This is a genomic window from Oceaniglobus trochenteri, assembly GCF_020529025.1.
GTDB lineage: Bacteria > Pseudomonadota > Alphaproteobacteria > Rhodobacterales > Rhodobacteraceae > Oceaniglobus > Oceaniglobus trochenteri.
In genome coordinates this window covers 213,591-227,152 of record NZ_JACNMM010000008.1, presented here as the reverse complement: position 1 = coordinate 227,152, position 13,562 = coordinate 213,591, and the positions used below count along the sequence as shown (strand labels likewise).

Genomic DNA, 13,562 nt, shown 5'->3' with positions numbered 1-13,562 from the left:
GCGGGTTTTCGCCCCCTGCCCGCCATGAAACCGATAAAGCCCTGTTATAAATGAAAAAAGGCCAGCTTGCGCTGGCCTTTCCCGTAAAAATCGTGACCCTGCGTCAGTTCGCCTGACGGCGCAGGAAGGCGGGAATTTCGATCCGCTCCTGGTCGGGCGACATTTCCTGCGGGTCTTCCTGACGGCTGACCTGCGGCTGTTCGCGACGTGCCGCAGCCGGGGCTGCCCCACGGTCCGCGCCGCCTTCCTGGTGGCCGGTCATCCGGTTGATCAGCGAATTGATGCCGAAGCGCGGACGGTCGGCCGCGGCAGGGGCCGCCGGGCGGGGTGCCGCAGCGGGGGCAGAGGACGGCGTCGGGCGCTGCTGGCCCGCCTGCCCCGGAGCGCGCTGAACAGCGGCTTGCAACCGGGCCATCGCTTCGGGCGAAGGGGCGCCGGGCTTGGGCGCGCGGGGCGCGACGAAGGCTTCGGCCGGGGTTTCATCGCGGGGGCGGAACGCGGCAGGGGCCTGGGGGCGATAGGCCGGGGGCGGCACGTCGTCCTCAGCGTCCTGCGCGGAGTCTTCGAACAGGTCCTGCACCCGCTCCTGCTGGGCCGGGGGGTTCATGTCGGCGAAGAAATCGTCGATCTCTTCCTCGACAGGCTCGGGCTCGGCGATGCGGGCCACTTCCCTTGCAGGCTGGGGCGCGGGCTGCGGGCGCGGAGCGGCCGGGGCCGCGGCGGGCGCAGGTGCGGCCGCCTCTTCCAGGCTGGTGGCGTTGCGCAGCGGCTCGGCCATGCGGCGGCGCGGCACGGGGATGTCGTGGACCGCTTCGGAAGCGTCGATGCCGGTGGCAACGACCGAAACGCGCATCCGGCCTTCCATCATCTCGTCCAGAGTGGAACCGACGATGATGTTTGCCTCGGGGTCCACTTCCTCGCGGATGCGGTTGGCGGCTTCGTCCAGTTCGAACAGGGTCAGGTCGTGACCGCCCGTGACATTGATCAGAACGCCCTTGGCACCACGCAGGCTGATTTCGTCCAGCAGCGGGTTGGCGATGGCCTTTTCGGCGGCCTGGATCGCGCGATCCTCGCCCTCGCCCTCGCCGGTGCCCATCATGGCCTTGCCCATCTCGTCCATGACGGCGCGCACGTCGGCAAAGTCGAGGTTGATGAGGCCCGGGCGCACCATCAGGTCGGTCACGCCCTTGACGCCCTGGTACAGCACATCATCGGCCATCGAGAAGGCTTCGGTGAAGGTGGTCTTTTCGTTGGCCAGACGGAACAGGTTCTGGTTGGGAATGATGATGAGGGTATCGACCATCTTCTGAAGGGCTTCGACACCCTCCTCGGCCTGCTTCATCCGCTTGGAGCCTTCGAACTGGAACGGCTTGGTCACGACGCCGACGGTCAGCACACCCAGTTCGCGCGCGGCCTGCGCAATGATCGGCGCGGCGCCGGTCCCGGTGCCGCCACCCATGCCGGCGGTGATGAAGCACATATGCGCACCGGCCAAGTGATCGACGATCTGTTCGATGCTTTCCTCGGCGGCGGCAGCACCCACCGACGGACGCGCACCGGCACCCAGACCTTCGGTCACCTTCACGCCCATCTGCACCTTGGCGGGCGCGGTGGACTGTTGCAGCGCCTGCGCGTCGGTGTTGGCCACCACGAACTCGACCCCGTCAAGCTGCTTTGCGATCATGTTATTGACGGCGTTGCCGCCCGCACCACCGACACCGAACACGGTGATCCGCGGCTTCAATTCTTCCTGCTGAGGCATCATGAGGTTGAGTGTCATCTGGTCTGTCCGCCTGTTCTGATCCCGTTTCGGGGTTTGCTGCCGTCGTTTTCAGTGATTCTAGCGTTTCGCAGAAGCGACGTCACCCAAAAAACACCTTTTCACCACAAAATGTGGCCAATTCCTCGCTGTTTTCAGCGGTATTTCGCCAAATCCACCGCATATTGCGATCACCAGTTATCCTTGAACCATTTCACGGCCCGTTTCAACGACCGCGAGGGATAGCGATCGGCGGGAATCTCGAAATCCCACCACTCGTCCTGGGGGTGCGCCGCGAAAAGGCACAGGCCCACCGCGCTGGCAAAACCGGCCCCCGTGGCGGCCTGAGGCAGCCCCTGCACCCGCAGCGGGCGACCGATGCGCACCTGCTGGCCCAGGATCTTGGGCGCCAGACCATCCAGCCCCGGAATCTGGCTTGCGCCGCCCGTCAGCACCACCTGCTGTGAAGGCAGATGTTCGAAGCCTGCGCCATCCAGCCGGGCGCGCACCTCTTCCAAAATCTCTTCGACCCGGGGGCGCATGATCCCGATCAGCTCGGCCCGCGAAACGGTGCGCCGGTCCAGCTCCCAGTCGCCCGTCTCGCCGCCGATCTCGATCAGGTCGCGGTCGTCCATGCCGGTGGCCACGACGCCGCCGTGCACCGTCTTCAGCCGCTCGGCCACCGCTAGGGGCACCTGAAGCCCCTTCGAGATGTCCGAGGTGACCTGATCGCCGCCAAGGCCCACGTTGTCGGCAAAGATCATGTGCTTCTTCATGAAGATCGAGATGCCGGTCGCCCCTCCCCCCATGTCGACACAGGCAGCACCCAGTTCCTGTTCATCCTCGACCAGGCTGGAAATCCCGCTGACATAGGCCGAGGAGGCCAGCCCGGCGAGTTCCAGGTCACAACGCTTGATGCAGTAGAGAAGGTTGGCGATGACGTTGCCGTCCACCGTCAGCAGGTGCATGTCGCAGGCCAGTTGATGGCCAGTCTGGCCGCGCGGGTCGGCCATGCCGCTGCGATGGTCCAGCGCGAAGTTCACCGGCTGGGCGTGCAGCACCTCGCGCCCCTCGCCGAAGTCGGGCACGTCGCAGGCGGCCATGACGCGGGCCACGTCCTGTTCGCTGACGGTGCTGCCCTCGACCTCGATCTGCCCGGCTAGCCCGTAAGAACGCGGCGCGCCCCCGGCAAGGCAGGCGATCACATGATCCACCCGGACATTGGCCATCTTCTGGGCCGCCTGCACCGCGGTGCGGATGGCGCGTTCGGTTTCCTGGATGGCATCGACCTCGCCAAACCGCACGCCGCGCGACCGGGTTGTCGCCGCGCCGATCACGCGAAAGCTGCTCTGCCCGGCCAGCGACCCCACGCCGTCGCTGTCGCGAAAGGCCTCGGGGCCATCGAAGCGCAGCACGAGGCAGGCGATCTTCGACGTCCCCACGTCGAGAATGGCAATCACCCCCCGCTGCATCGCGGCCCGCCGCATGGCCCGCATCGCGCGCTGGGATTGGTAAAGGTCTGTCATCTCAATCGGCTCCCAGTTCCATCACACGTATTTCCCGCAGGGTTTCGGCCGCGACCTCGCCCAGGCGCACCGTCGGGCGGCGCGGGTTGCGCATGTCGACGTCCGACACATCGCGGGCCAGCAGATCCTGCGCCTCGTCCAGCGCCAGCACCTGTTCAAGGGCGCGCACCGGTTCGTCTTCGGGCAGCTTGATCGTCTGACCGCCCTCCAGAATGACATCCCAGCGCCGTTCGCCCACCCGCACTAGGCCGCGAAGCCGTTCGGCAAGGGGGGCAGCGGCCGAGACGATTTCAATGCCCTCGCCCACCGCGCGTTCGGCGCCCCGGCCGGCGATCAGCGGCAGATCGGGGCGTTCGGCCCGCGCGGCGAGGGGTGCCACCCGGTGGCCCTTGTCGTCCAGCAGGTCAAGCGTGTCGTCGTTTCGCCAGATCGCCACCGGAATACGCTCGACCACCGAAATCTGAAGTACACCGCCCGGGCGGACCCGCAGATCGGCCTTGGCCACGGCATCCAGCGCCATCACATCGCGCAGCATGCGCGGCAGGTCCAGATCGAACGAGGAGACCGGAAAGTCGATCGGCACCACCTCGCGGATATCGTCGGAAACGCCGGGTGAGGCCCCGTCGATGGCCATCAGCTTGACCATGAATTCGGGCCGTTCGCGCACCGTCGCCTTCAGGTCGTTCACCCAGAGCGTAATGCCGTCGCGGCGTGCCTGGTCAGACAGGTAGATGCCAACGACAAGCGACAGCACCAGCGCCGGAAGACCAACCCAAAGCAGGCGCCGGAAGAAGGGCGTCAGCAAAAGCCGCTGCATCCGGTAGGCCAGGCGCGAAGGCGCCGGATCGCGGCGCGGGGCGTTCGACGAAGAGGTCATCTGTTGCATGAGGCATCCTCGACCAGCCAGGCGCAGAACTTGCCGAAGGACATGCCGCAATGGGCCGCCTGTTCGGGGGCAAGGGACGTGGGCGTCATTCCGGGCTGGGTGTTGGTTTCCAGCAGGATCAGGCCATCGACACCGCGGGTTTCGTCCCAGCGGAAATCGGTGCGGCTCACCCCCCGGCACCCCAGCGCATCATGGGCGCGCAGGGCATAGTCAAGGCAGGCGGCGTGAATCTCGGCCGGCACCTCGGCGGGCAGCACATGGCGCGAGCCGCCGGGCTTGTACTTGGCGTCGTAATCGTACCAGCCATCGACAATGATGTCGGTGACGGTCAGGGGGCGGTCGCCCATGACAGTCGTGGTCAACTCGCGCCCCGGCGCAAAGCGTTCGACCATCACCCATTCGGGCATGTCGGGGGCCAGTTGCGGCGGGCCGTTCGCGGCCTCGTGCACCAGGTAGACGCCGACGGACGACCCCTCGTTATAGGGTTTCACGACATAGGGCGGGTCCATCACATGGCTGGCGCGCACATGCTTTGACTCGGCCAGAAGCGATCCGACCACGGGCAGCCCCGCCTTGCGGAAGGCAACCTTGCTGCGCTCCTTGTCCATGGCCAGGGCCGAGGCCAGGACACCGGAGTGGGTATAGGGGATGCCCAGCCATTCCAGCAGACCCTGCACACAGCCGTCTTCGCCCCAGCGGCCATGCAGGGCGTTGAACACCACATCCGGTTTGATTTCGCCCAGCCGTGCGGGAAGATCGCGGCCCGCATCCAGCGTGACCACCTCGAATCCTTCACCCCGCAGCGCAGCGGCACATTCATGCCCCGACGACAACGACACCTCGCGCTCGGCCGAGGGTCCGCCCATCAATACCGCAACCTTGGGGTTTGTCCTGCTCGACATACCCAACTTATCGCCTCACATGGCCTTTTCGGCCACTTGTCCGGCCATTGACGGCCGGTTTTCTGTTTATTCTGCCTGCTTTTTCACGGGCATCGGTTCACCGACACGCATGATTTCCCACTCTAGACGAATTCCGCTGTTTTGAAAGACCTTTTCGCGCACCTCTTCGCCCAGCCCCTCCAGTTCCGCCGCCGTAGCGCCCTCGGCGTTGACCAGGAAGTTCGGATGCTTGGGCGACATCTGCGCCCCGCCCCGCCGGTGGCCCCGCAGGCCGGCATCGTCGATGACCTTCCATGCCTTCAGGTCATGGGTATCGTCGGCCTTGCCGGTGCTGGAGAACCCGGCCGGGTTGCGGAAGGTGCTGCCGGCGGTCCTGTCCTTGGTGGGCTGGGTGGCATCGCGTTTTGCCAGTTGGTCGGTCATGCGGGCGTGCAGGGCCTCGGGGTCGCCGGGCGCTCCGGTGAACCGCGCCTCGATCAGGACGGCGCCTTCGGGCAGGTGGCTGGAGCGATAGGCAAAGCGCATGTCGGCGGGCGTCAGGGTGATGATCTCGCCCGCCCGCGTCACCGCCGTGGCCCCGACGAAATGATCGGCCACGTAAGAGCCATAGCAGCCCGCGTTCATCCGCACCGCCCCGCCGATGGCCCCCGGAATCGTGCGCAGGAAGGTCAGATCGACCCCGGCGTCCGCCGCCCGCCGCGCCACATGGGCGTCAAGCGCCGCAGCGCCGGCGGTGACGGTGTCGCCCTCGACTGATATGCCGTTGAACCCGCGCCCAAGGCGGATGACGACGGCGCGAATGCCCCCGTCGCGCACGATCAGGTTGCTGCCGACGCCCATGGGAAAGACCGCGACCGCGGGATCGAGATCGCGCAGGAACTGGGCCAGGTCGTCGGCATCCGCCGGCTGGAACAGCCAGTCGGCCGGCCCGCCGACCCGCAGCCAGGTCAGATCGGCCAGGGAACGGTCGGGCGTCAGGGTGCCGCGTGGGGTGGGAAGGGTGTTCATCATGTCCGCTCGCGTTTTCTTTCGTGCTCTAGCGTGAATTTGCCCGGCCCGGCAAGACGTGGCAGGGGCGCGCCATGTTCAGCCCCTGACCATCCACCGGCGCAGCCATGCCACGAGATAGCGCAGCGGCCAGCGCAGAACCGACATGCCCCCCGCCATGACCAGCAGGGCGATCCAGGGGCCGTGTTGCAGACAGACATAGCCCAGGATCGGAATGCCGGTGGCGATCAGACCCCAGGCCAGCGGCCAATGGCTGTGCCGGCTGGGCAGGATCGCCCCGACATTGGCGATGACGAACCAGAGACAGGTGAGGATCAGGGAACCGCTCATGACCGGCCCTCATCGCTTGCTTGCGCGCGCTTTTCGGGCAGGCCCGCAACCCGGCGCGCGAGGTGGATCAGCGGCTTGCGGAACATCGACGCCGCCGCGACCAGCATTGCGAGGGCAACCCAGGGGCCATGCACCGCGCCGATCCATCCGGCCAGGACAGGCGCGGCCACCAGAAGCGACAGGCCGGGCAGGTATTGCGCCGAAAGCGGCAGCATCGCCGTCAGGGCGGCGGCCAGCACCCAGAGGCAGGCGGCGATCAGTGCCGCGCTCACAAGGGGCCGCCTTCGCGCCGCTTCAGCGCACCAAGCCCTTGCCCGATCACGAACAACAGCACCCCCGGCGCCACCGTCAACCACAGCTCGCCCCCGTCGGGCAGGCCGATGCCCATGCGGGTCAGCACCCCGATGGCCAGCCCCGCGACAAGGACCAGCGCCGACAGCAGCCACGACGCCCGAAACGGCAGCCCGAACCCCGCCCAGAACCCCAGCCCGAAGGCCGCAACCAGGGTCAGGAAGGACAGTTCCACGCCGTCAGCCTGCCGAAAGGCGCGCCGGCAGGCCATTGGCCCAGGCGCTGATCGTACCGGCACCAAGGCAGACCACCATGTCGCCGGGCCGCGCCTGTTCGCGGACCAGGCGTTCCAGGTCATCCTCGGAATGCAGGGCGCGGGCATGGCGGTGGCCGTGGCGGATCAGCCCGGTCACCAGGTCATCGCGCGAGGCCCCCTCGATCGGGTCTTCGCCAGCGGCGAAAACCTCGGCAATGGCCACCACGTCGGCCTCGTTGAAGCAGGCGCAGAAATCGTCGAACAGCGAATGCAGGCGCGAATAGCGGTGCGGCTGGTGCACGGCGATCACCCGGCCCTCGGTCGCCTGACGCGCGGCCTTCAGCACGGCGGCAATCTCAACCGGGTGGTGGCCGTAATCGTCGATGATGGTCACGCCGTCCACCTCGCCCACCTTGGTGAAGCGGCGATTGACGCCACCGAAGCCGGCCAGGGCGGCGCGGATCTCGTCGGCCTTCATGCCCAGGTGACGGGCCACCGCCACCGCCGACAGAGCGTTCGAGACGTTGTGATCGCCGGGCATGGGCAGGGTGCAGCCCTCGATCACCGCATCCTCGGCCTGAAGCGCGATGTCGAAATGCGCCACGCCCTTTTCATACCGCAGGTTCACCGCGCGCACGTCGGCCTGGGCGTTGAAGCCGAAGGTCACCACGCGCCGGTCGGTGATCCGGCCCACAAGCGCCTGAACCTCGGCGTGATCGGTGCAGCAGACGGCTAGGCCATAGAAGGGGATATTCCCGACGAAATCGTCAAAGCCCTGGCGCAGCGTGTCGAAATCGCCCCAGTGCTCCATATGCTCGGGGTCGATGTTGGTGACGATGGCGATGGTGGCGGGCAGGCGGTTGAAGGTGCCGTCGCTCTCGTCCGCCTCGACCACCATCCATTCGCCCTGCCCCATCCGGGCGTTCGATCCGTAAGCGTGGATGATGCCGCCGTTGATGACGGTCGGATCGATACCGCCCTCGTCCAGCAGGGCGGCGACCATGGTTGTCGTCGTCGTCTTGCCATGGGTGCCGGCCACCGCGATGTTGGATTTCAGGCGCATCAGCTCGGCCAGCATCTCGGCCCGGCGCACCACCGGCAGACCGCGCAGGCGCGCGCCGTCCAGTTCGGGGTTGCCCTTCTTGATGGCCGAAGAAATCACGACAACCTCGGCCTCTTCCAGGTTCTCGGCCTTCTGCCCCACGAAGATCTTCGCGCCCAGCTGTTCCAGCCGGTCGGTGATCTTGCTGGCCTTCAGGTCCGATCCCTGGACGGTATAGCCGTGGTTCAGAAGCACTTCGGCAATCCCCGACATCCCGATCCCGCCGATCCCGACAAAGTGGATCGGGCCCATTTCCGTGGGAAGCTTGGTGGCGTTCATGGCGTGTTCTTTCGATAGGTCAAACATGGGGCACTGTTCCCGGCGGTATCAGCGTTTCGATCAGCGCGACAAGACGCTCGGTGGCGTCGGGGCGGCCATGGGCGGCGGCGGCGCGCGCCATCTCGGCGGCGCGGGCCGGGTCGCCCAGAACCTCGGCGATCATGCGGTTCAGGGCATCGACGCTCGCCCCGTCCTCGGGCAGCAAGAGCGCCGCGCCCGCCTCGACCAGGCCCCGGGCGTTGGCGGTCTGGTGATCGTTGGTGGCGGCGGCAAAGGGGATCAGGATCGAAGGCCGCCCGATCACGCTGATATCGGCCACCGACGAGGCCCCGGCGCGCGAGATCACCAGCGCCGCCGCCGCCATCCGCTCAGGGACATCGGCAAAGAACGGCGCCACCTCGTGGTCGATGGCGTGATCGGTGTAAAAGCGCGTGACGCGCTCTCTATCCTCGGCGCGGGCCTGCTGGGTCACATGCACCCGCGCGCGCAGGGCCTCGGGCAGCGCGGCGATGGCGCCCGGCACCACGTCCGACAGGATGCGCGCGCCCTGGCTGCCGCCGATCACCAGAAGTGAAAGGCGGCCCTCGGGGTCATAGGGCGCTCCGGCGCGTTCAAGGATCGCGCCACGCACCGGGTTGCCGGTATGCACCCCCTCGACCCCGCCGGGCAGTTCGGTCGGCCAGGTGCCGCAGGCCACGGCATCGACATGGCGCGCGAACAGCCGGTTCACCCGGCCCAGCACGCCGTTCTGTTCATGGATCACCCGCGGCAGCTTCAGCATCACCGCCGCCATCAGCGCCGGGATCGAGGGATAACCGCCAAACCCCACCACCACGGTGGGGCGGTCGGCCCGCATGGCACGGCGCGCTGCCATACCCCCGGACAGGATACGGAACGGCGCGGCCAGCTTGGCCAACAGCCCGCCGCGCGCAAAGGTGGCCGATTGCACCTGCCGGATGTCCACCGCATCGGGAAAGCCGCCGGTATAGCGCGCACCCCGGGCATCGGTCGACAGCTGGACGCGCCAGCCCCGCGCCAGCATCGCCTCGGCCAGGGCCTGGGCCGGGAACATGTGCCCGCCCGTGCCGCCCGCGGCAATCACCATGAGAGGCGCCGTCACCTGGCCACCTCGACAAGCGACCGAAAGGAGCGAGGAGCGCGCGCCACCTCAGCGGCTCCGTGAAATCAGGATATCGCCGATCTCGCCCTGCGGACGGGTGCGCGTGAAGGCCAGCAGCATCCCGACGGCAATTCCCCCGGCGATCAGCGACGACCCCCCGTAGGACACGAAGGGCAGCGTCATGCCCTTGGCCGGCAACAGGCGCACGGCAACCCCCATGTTGATCATCGACTGAACGCCGAAGGCACAGGCCAGCCCCGTTCCCGCCAGGCGGATGAAGGGATCGCGTTCGCGCATCAGCCGGATCAGGCTGCGCACGACGACGGTGGCGTAAAGCGCGATGATGCACAGCACCAGGACAAGGCCGTATTCCTCGGCCGCAACCGCGATGATGAAATCGGTATGCGCATCGGGCAACGACCATTTCACCTCGCCCTCGCCCACGCCGACCCCCAGGAACCCGCCCTCGCGGATGGCGTTCGTGGCATAGCCAAGCTGCGTCGTCGGGTCCACGTCGGCCGACAGGAAACCGTCAATCCGCCGCGCCACGTGCTCCGAATTGTTGTAGGCAAAGGTGCCCGCCAGAACGACGCCCCCCGCCAGCCCCACCAGCAGGGTGATCGGCGCACCGGCGACGAAATACATGACACCCCAGGAAAACAGCACCAAAGCCGCCTGCCCGAAGTCGGGCTGCATCGCCAGGAACAACACCACCGTCACACAGAGGATCAGCGAAAAGGTCTTGCCCGGCGGTCCTCCCACCTCGTAACTCGCCGCCAGCATCCAGGCGGCCACGACCACGAAGCCCGGCTTCAGAAACTCGGAGGGCTGGACGCTGGCAAAGCCCAGCGAATACCAGCGCACCGCGCCCTTGCCGAAATCGGTGCCGAAGAAGGGCAGCATCACGAGGGCGAAGAAGGCGGCGGCAAAGCCCAGAACCGCCAGACGCCGCACCAGCTGCGGCGACATCAGCGTGGTGATCCACATGGCCAGAAGGGCAGCGCCGCCGAAGACGGCCTGCCGCTTGACGTAATGGAACGGCTCGAACCCGTTGCGCGCGGCCAGCGGCGGCGACGAGGCCAGCCCCAGAAGAAGCCCGATCCCGAACAGCAAGAGGATACAGGACAGCGACCAGCGGTCGATCGTGTTCCACCAGCGCGGAAGAATCGGTTCTCCGCTCTGCACGGGAGCCGTGCCGTAAACCATTTCAGTCATGGATGTGCTGCCTACTGCCTCGGGTGTTGCCCGTTTTCCGGGTCTGTTGGCGATTCTAACGTGAAACGCCCCTTCTGGCCAGCGTTTTGCGCAGCCCACCCCCACTTCGCCGCGCCTGCCCCCTTGCCCCCTCGCCCGCAACATGGTGACAGGGATGCATGAGCGATTACGACACCCTGATCCTCGGCGCGGGCGCGGCCGGAATGATGTGCGCGGCCCATGCGGGCGGGCGCACCCTGGTCGTCGATCACGCCAGGGCCGCCGGCGAGAAGATCCGCATTTCCGGCGGCGGGCGCTGCAATTTCACCAACCTGGGCGCCGGGCCCGGCAATTTCCTGTCGAACAACCCGCATTTCTGCAAATCGGCCCTGTCGCGCTATACCCAGTGGGATTTCCTCGACCTCATGGCGCGCCACGCGATCCCCTGGCATGAAAAAACGCTGGGCCAGTTGTTCTGCGACCGTTCCGCCAAGGACATCATCGCCATGCTCCTGGCCGAGATGGCGGACGCGGGGGCCGAGTTGTGGTTGCAGACCACGGTGGGCCAGGTCACGCAAACAGGGGGCGGCTTCACCGCAGAACTGACCCGTGATGGCAAAAGCCAAGGCGTCACGGCCCGCAACCTGGTTCTGGCGACCGGCGGAAAGTCCATCCCGAAAATGGGCGCGACCGGACTGGCCTATACCCTGGCGCAACAGTTCGGCCTTGCCCTTACCGAAACCCGCCCGGCCCTGGTGCCCTTTACCTTCGGTGACGACGTGATGGTGGGCTTCAGGCCCCTGGCCGGGGTCGCCGCGCCGGTCGCCATCACCTCGGGCAGCGCCACCTTCGACGAGGCGATGCTCTTCACCCACCGCGGCCTTTCGGGTCCGGCGATCCTCCAGGCCTCGTCCTATTGGCGCGAGGGGCAGGAGATTGCCGTCAACCTCAGCCCCGGCGCCGATCTTTTCGCGCTGCTCCGCCAACGTCGGGCCGAAACCGGTCGGCGCGCGCTGACCACCCACCTCTCCGACCTGCTGCCCGGCCGCCTCGTGACCCATCTTGCCGCCCTGCATGACCTCTCGGGCAACCTGGCCGATTGCTCCGACGACCGCCTGCGCGACCTCGCGGCGCGGCTGACCGACTGGAGGCTGCGCCCCGCCGGCACCGAAGGCTATCGCACCGCCGAAGTCACCCTCGGCGGGATCGACACCGCCGGGCTCGACAGTCGCACCATGGCCGCACGCGCCCTGCCCGGCCTTTACGCCATAGGCGAGGCGGTGGATGTCACCGGCTGGCTGGGGGGCTACAATTTCCAGTGGGCCTGGTCATCGGGCTGGGCCGCGGGAACCGCGATCGCGGCGCAGGGCGGCTGACGCCCCGCGCCGGTGCCGTCGGCACAATTCCTTGAACCGCCCCACCATCTTTGGTCCTGAAATATCCCCGCCGGAGGCATCCGACAGCACCGTCCGGCGCGACGCTCAGAGAAGGCGCGCGACCTGGGCGACGAAATCCTCTCCGCGCTTCTCGAAGTTCGGATACTGGTCGAAACTGGCGGCTGCCGGCGCCAAAAGCACCGTATCGCCCGCCTCGGCCTCTTCGGCGGCGCGGCGCACCGCTTCGGCCATGGTTTCGCAAATCTCATGCGGGGTCTCGCCCAGTTGCAAGGCGAAATCCCGGGCCGAGTGGCCGATCAGATAGGCCTTCTTCACCTCGCCTAGGTGCGGCGCCAGGGCGGCGATGCCGCCATCCTTGCCCAGCCCCCCGGCAATCCAGCGGATCGACCTGAAGGCCAGCAGCGCCTTTTCGGCACTGTCGGTATTGGTTGCCTTGCTGTCGTTGACAAAACGCACGCCCCCCTTTTCACCCACAAGCTGGCTGCGGTGCGGCAAACCGCCAAAGCTGTGCAGAGCGGATTCGATCACCCGCGGCGCAACGCCCAGGGTGCGCGCCACCGCATAGGCGGCGCAGGCGTTCTGGTGGTTGTGGGTGCCCGGCAGGCCAGGAACGCCGCGCAGATCGATGCTGGCCACCTGCCGCCCCTTGCGCCATTCCGAAAGCTGCCCCTTGCGCGCCTGCACCATCCAGCCGGGGCCGGTCAACTTGCGCTCGACCGAGATGCGGATCAGCCGGTCGTCAGCCGCATGTTCGACAAGCTGGTTGGCCAGATAGACGCCCTCGGGCTCGTCCACGCCAATCACGGCGCGGTCCGGCCCGCCCTCGGCGAACAGCCGCCGCTTGGCCGCGAAATATCCGCCCATGCCGCCGTGGCGGTCCAGGTGGTCGGGCGACAGGTTGGTGAAGACGGCGATGTCCGGGGTCAGGGCGCGGGCCAGGTCGGTCTGATAGCTGGACAGTTCCAGAACCACCACCGCCCCGTTGCCCGGCGGGTCGATGTCCAGCACGCCGCGCCCGATGTTCCCGGCCAGTTGGCTGGGCTTGCCCGCCTCGGTCAGGATGTGGTGGATCAGGGCCGAGGTGGTGGATTTGCCGTTGCTGCCGGTCACGGCCACCACGCGGGGCGGGCTGTCATGCTGGTCCCACTCGCCCAGGGCGAGGCTGCGGAAGAACAGCCCGATATCGTTGTCCACCGGCACCCCCGCCTCCATCGCCCGCGCGATCAGCCGGTTTGGCTCGGGGTAGAGATGAGGAATGCCGGGCGACACGATCAGCGCGGCCACGTCATCCCAGGCATCGGAACGGGACAGATCGTGCAGCATCAGCCCCGCCGCCTGGGCATTCTCGCGGCTCTCGGGGCTGTCGTCCCAGCACAGCGCCTGCGCTCCGCCGGCCTCCAGCGCCCGCGCGGTGGCAAGGCCCGACCGGCCCAGCCCCAGAACGGCGACCCGCGCACCCTCGTATCCTCTTACCGGTATCATGCCTGTTTCGCCTCCAACGCCGTTGCGGCC

Annotated in this window: 13 protein-coding genes; 1 reads left to right on the top strand and 12 read right to left on the bottom strand. The window is 67.4% G+C overall.

The window, feature by feature from the left end:
• Positions 1-103 precede the first annotated feature (103 nt).
• The 11 genes from ftsZ to ftsW all read right to left on the bottom strand — a co-directional run bounded on the left by ftsZ (position 104) and on the right by ftsW (position 10,674).
• A complete protein-coding gene (gene ftsZ, locus H7828_RS15160) occupies positions 104-1,780 on the bottom strand; it encodes a cell division protein FtsZ (protein ID WP_226781902.1) in 1,677 nt (558 codons plus the stop codon).
• A gap of 170 nt (positions 1,781-1,950) precedes the next feature.
• Positions 1,951-3,285 (bottom strand): cell division protein FtsA, encoded by a 1,335-nt coding sequence (ftsA, locus tag H7828_RS15155; protein WP_226781901.1) that lies wholly within the window; start codon positions 3,283-3,285, stop codon positions 1,951-1,953.
• A 1-nt stretch (position 3,286) separates the two neighbouring features.
• Positions 3,287-4,171: a cell division protein FtsQ/DivIB gene (locus H7828_RS15150; RefSeq protein WP_226781900.1), complete on the bottom strand. Its 885-nt coding sequence runs from the start codon at positions 4,169-4,171 to the stop codon at positions 3,287-3,289.
• Positions 4,159-5,079, bottom strand: a complete 921-nt coding sequence (locus H7828_RS15145; protein WP_226781899.1) for a D-alanine--D-alanine ligase — start codon at positions 5,077-5,079, stop codon at positions 4,159-4,161. The genes H7828_RS15150 and H7828_RS15145 overlap by 13 nt, the downstream gene beginning before the upstream one ends.
• A gap of 60 nt (positions 5,080-5,139) precedes the next feature.
• A complete protein-coding gene (murB, locus tag H7828_RS15140) occupies positions 5,140-6,081 on the bottom strand; it encodes a UDP-N-acetylmuramate dehydrogenase (RefSeq protein WP_425354953.1) in 942 nt (313 codons plus the stop codon).
• Positions 6,082-6,159: 78 nt separating this feature from the next.
• Positions 6,160-6,411, bottom strand: a complete 252-nt coding sequence (locus tag H7828_RS15135; protein ID WP_226781897.1) for a DUF2484 family protein — start codon at positions 6,409-6,411, stop codon at positions 6,160-6,162.
• Positions 6,408-6,683, bottom strand: coding sequence for a DUF2484 family protein (locus tag H7828_RS15130; protein ID WP_226781896.1), 276 nt, complete (start codon positions 6,681-6,683; stop codon positions 6,408-6,410). Before H7828_RS15130 ends, H7828_RS15135 begins: the two co-directional genes overlap by 4 nt.
• The gene (locus H7828_RS15125) at positions 6,680-6,937 is read right to left on the bottom strand and encodes a hypothetical protein (RefSeq protein WP_226781895.1); all 258 of its coding nucleotides are present in this window, start codon (positions 6,935-6,937) and stop codon (positions 6,680-6,682) included. The genes H7828_RS15130 and H7828_RS15125 overlap by 4 nt, the downstream gene beginning before the upstream one ends.
• Positions 6,938-6,941: 4 nt before the next feature.
• Positions 6,942-8,339, bottom strand: coding sequence for a UDP-N-acetylmuramate--L-alanine ligase (murC, locus tag H7828_RS15120; protein ID WP_226781894.1), 1,398 nt, complete (start codon positions 8,337-8,339; stop codon positions 6,942-6,944).
• 19 nt (positions 8,340-8,358) lie between these two features.
• Entirely contained in the window at positions 8,359-9,459 is a 1,101-nt protein-coding gene (gene murG, locus H7828_RS15115) for an undecaprenyldiphospho-muramoylpentapeptide beta-N-acetylglucosaminyltransferase (protein WP_226781893.1), read from the bottom strand.
• 48 nt (positions 9,460-9,507) lie between these two features.
• Positions 9,508-10,674 carry a putative lipid II flippase FtsW gene (ftsW, locus tag H7828_RS15110; protein ID WP_226781892.1) on the bottom strand — a complete coding sequence of 389 codons (1,167 nt, stop codon included), beginning with the start codon at positions 10,672-10,674 and terminating at the stop codon, positions 9,508-9,510.
• 158 nt (positions 10,675-10,832) lie between these two features.
• Here ftsW and H7828_RS15105 point away from each other — a divergent pair, with 158 nt between their 5' ends.
• Positions 10,833-12,029 carry a BaiN/RdsA family NAD(P)/FAD-dependent oxidoreductase gene (locus H7828_RS15105; protein ID WP_226781891.1) on the top strand — a complete coding sequence of 399 codons (1,197 nt, stop codon included), beginning with the start codon at positions 10,833-10,835 and terminating at the stop codon, positions 12,027-12,029.
• A gap of 105 nt (positions 12,030-12,134) precedes the next feature.
• Here H7828_RS15105 and murD read toward each other — a convergent pair whose 3' ends face one another.
• Complete coding sequence (gene murD, locus H7828_RS15100) at positions 12,135-13,532, bottom strand: UDP-N-acetylmuramoyl-L-alanine--D-glutamate ligase (protein ID WP_226781890.1); 1,398 nt, start codon at positions 13,530-13,532, stop codon at positions 12,135-12,137.
• Positions 13,533-13,562: the final 30 nt, after the last annotated feature.

Coding starts and splice junctions, on each gene's coding strand:
- H7828_RS15135 (WP_226781897.1), bottom strand. CDS start 6,411: ATGAGCGGTTCCCTGATCCTCACCTGTCTCTGGTTCGTCATCGCCAAT.
- ftsA (WP_226781901.1), bottom strand. CDS start 3,285: ATGACAGACCTTTACCAATCCCAGCGCGCGATGCGGGCCATGCGGCGG.
- ftsW (WP_226781892.1), bottom strand. CDS start 10,674: ATGACTGAAATGGTTTACGGCACGGCTCCCGTGCAGAGCGGAGAACCG.
- H7828_RS15105 (WP_226781891.1), top strand. CDS start 10,833: ATGAGCGATTACGACACCCTGATCCTCGGCGCGGGCGCGGCCGGAATG.
- murD (WP_226781890.1), bottom strand. CDS start 13,532: ATGATACCGGTAAGAGGATACGAGGGTGCGCGGGTCGCCGTTCTGGGG.
- H7828_RS15150 (WP_226781900.1), bottom strand. CDS start 4,171: ATGCAACAGATGACCTCTTCGTCGAACGCCCCGCGCCGCGATCCGGCG.
- murB (WP_425354953.1), bottom strand. CDS start 6,081: ATGAACACCCTTCCCACCCCACGCGGCACCCTGACGCCCGACCGTTCC.
- murC (WP_226781894.1), bottom strand. CDS start 8,339: ATGAACGCCACCAAGCTTCCCACGGAAATGGGCCCGATCCACTTTGTC.
- ftsZ (WP_226781902.1), bottom strand. CDS start 1,780: ATGACACTCAACCTCATGATGCCTCAGCAGGAAGAATTGAAGCCGCGG.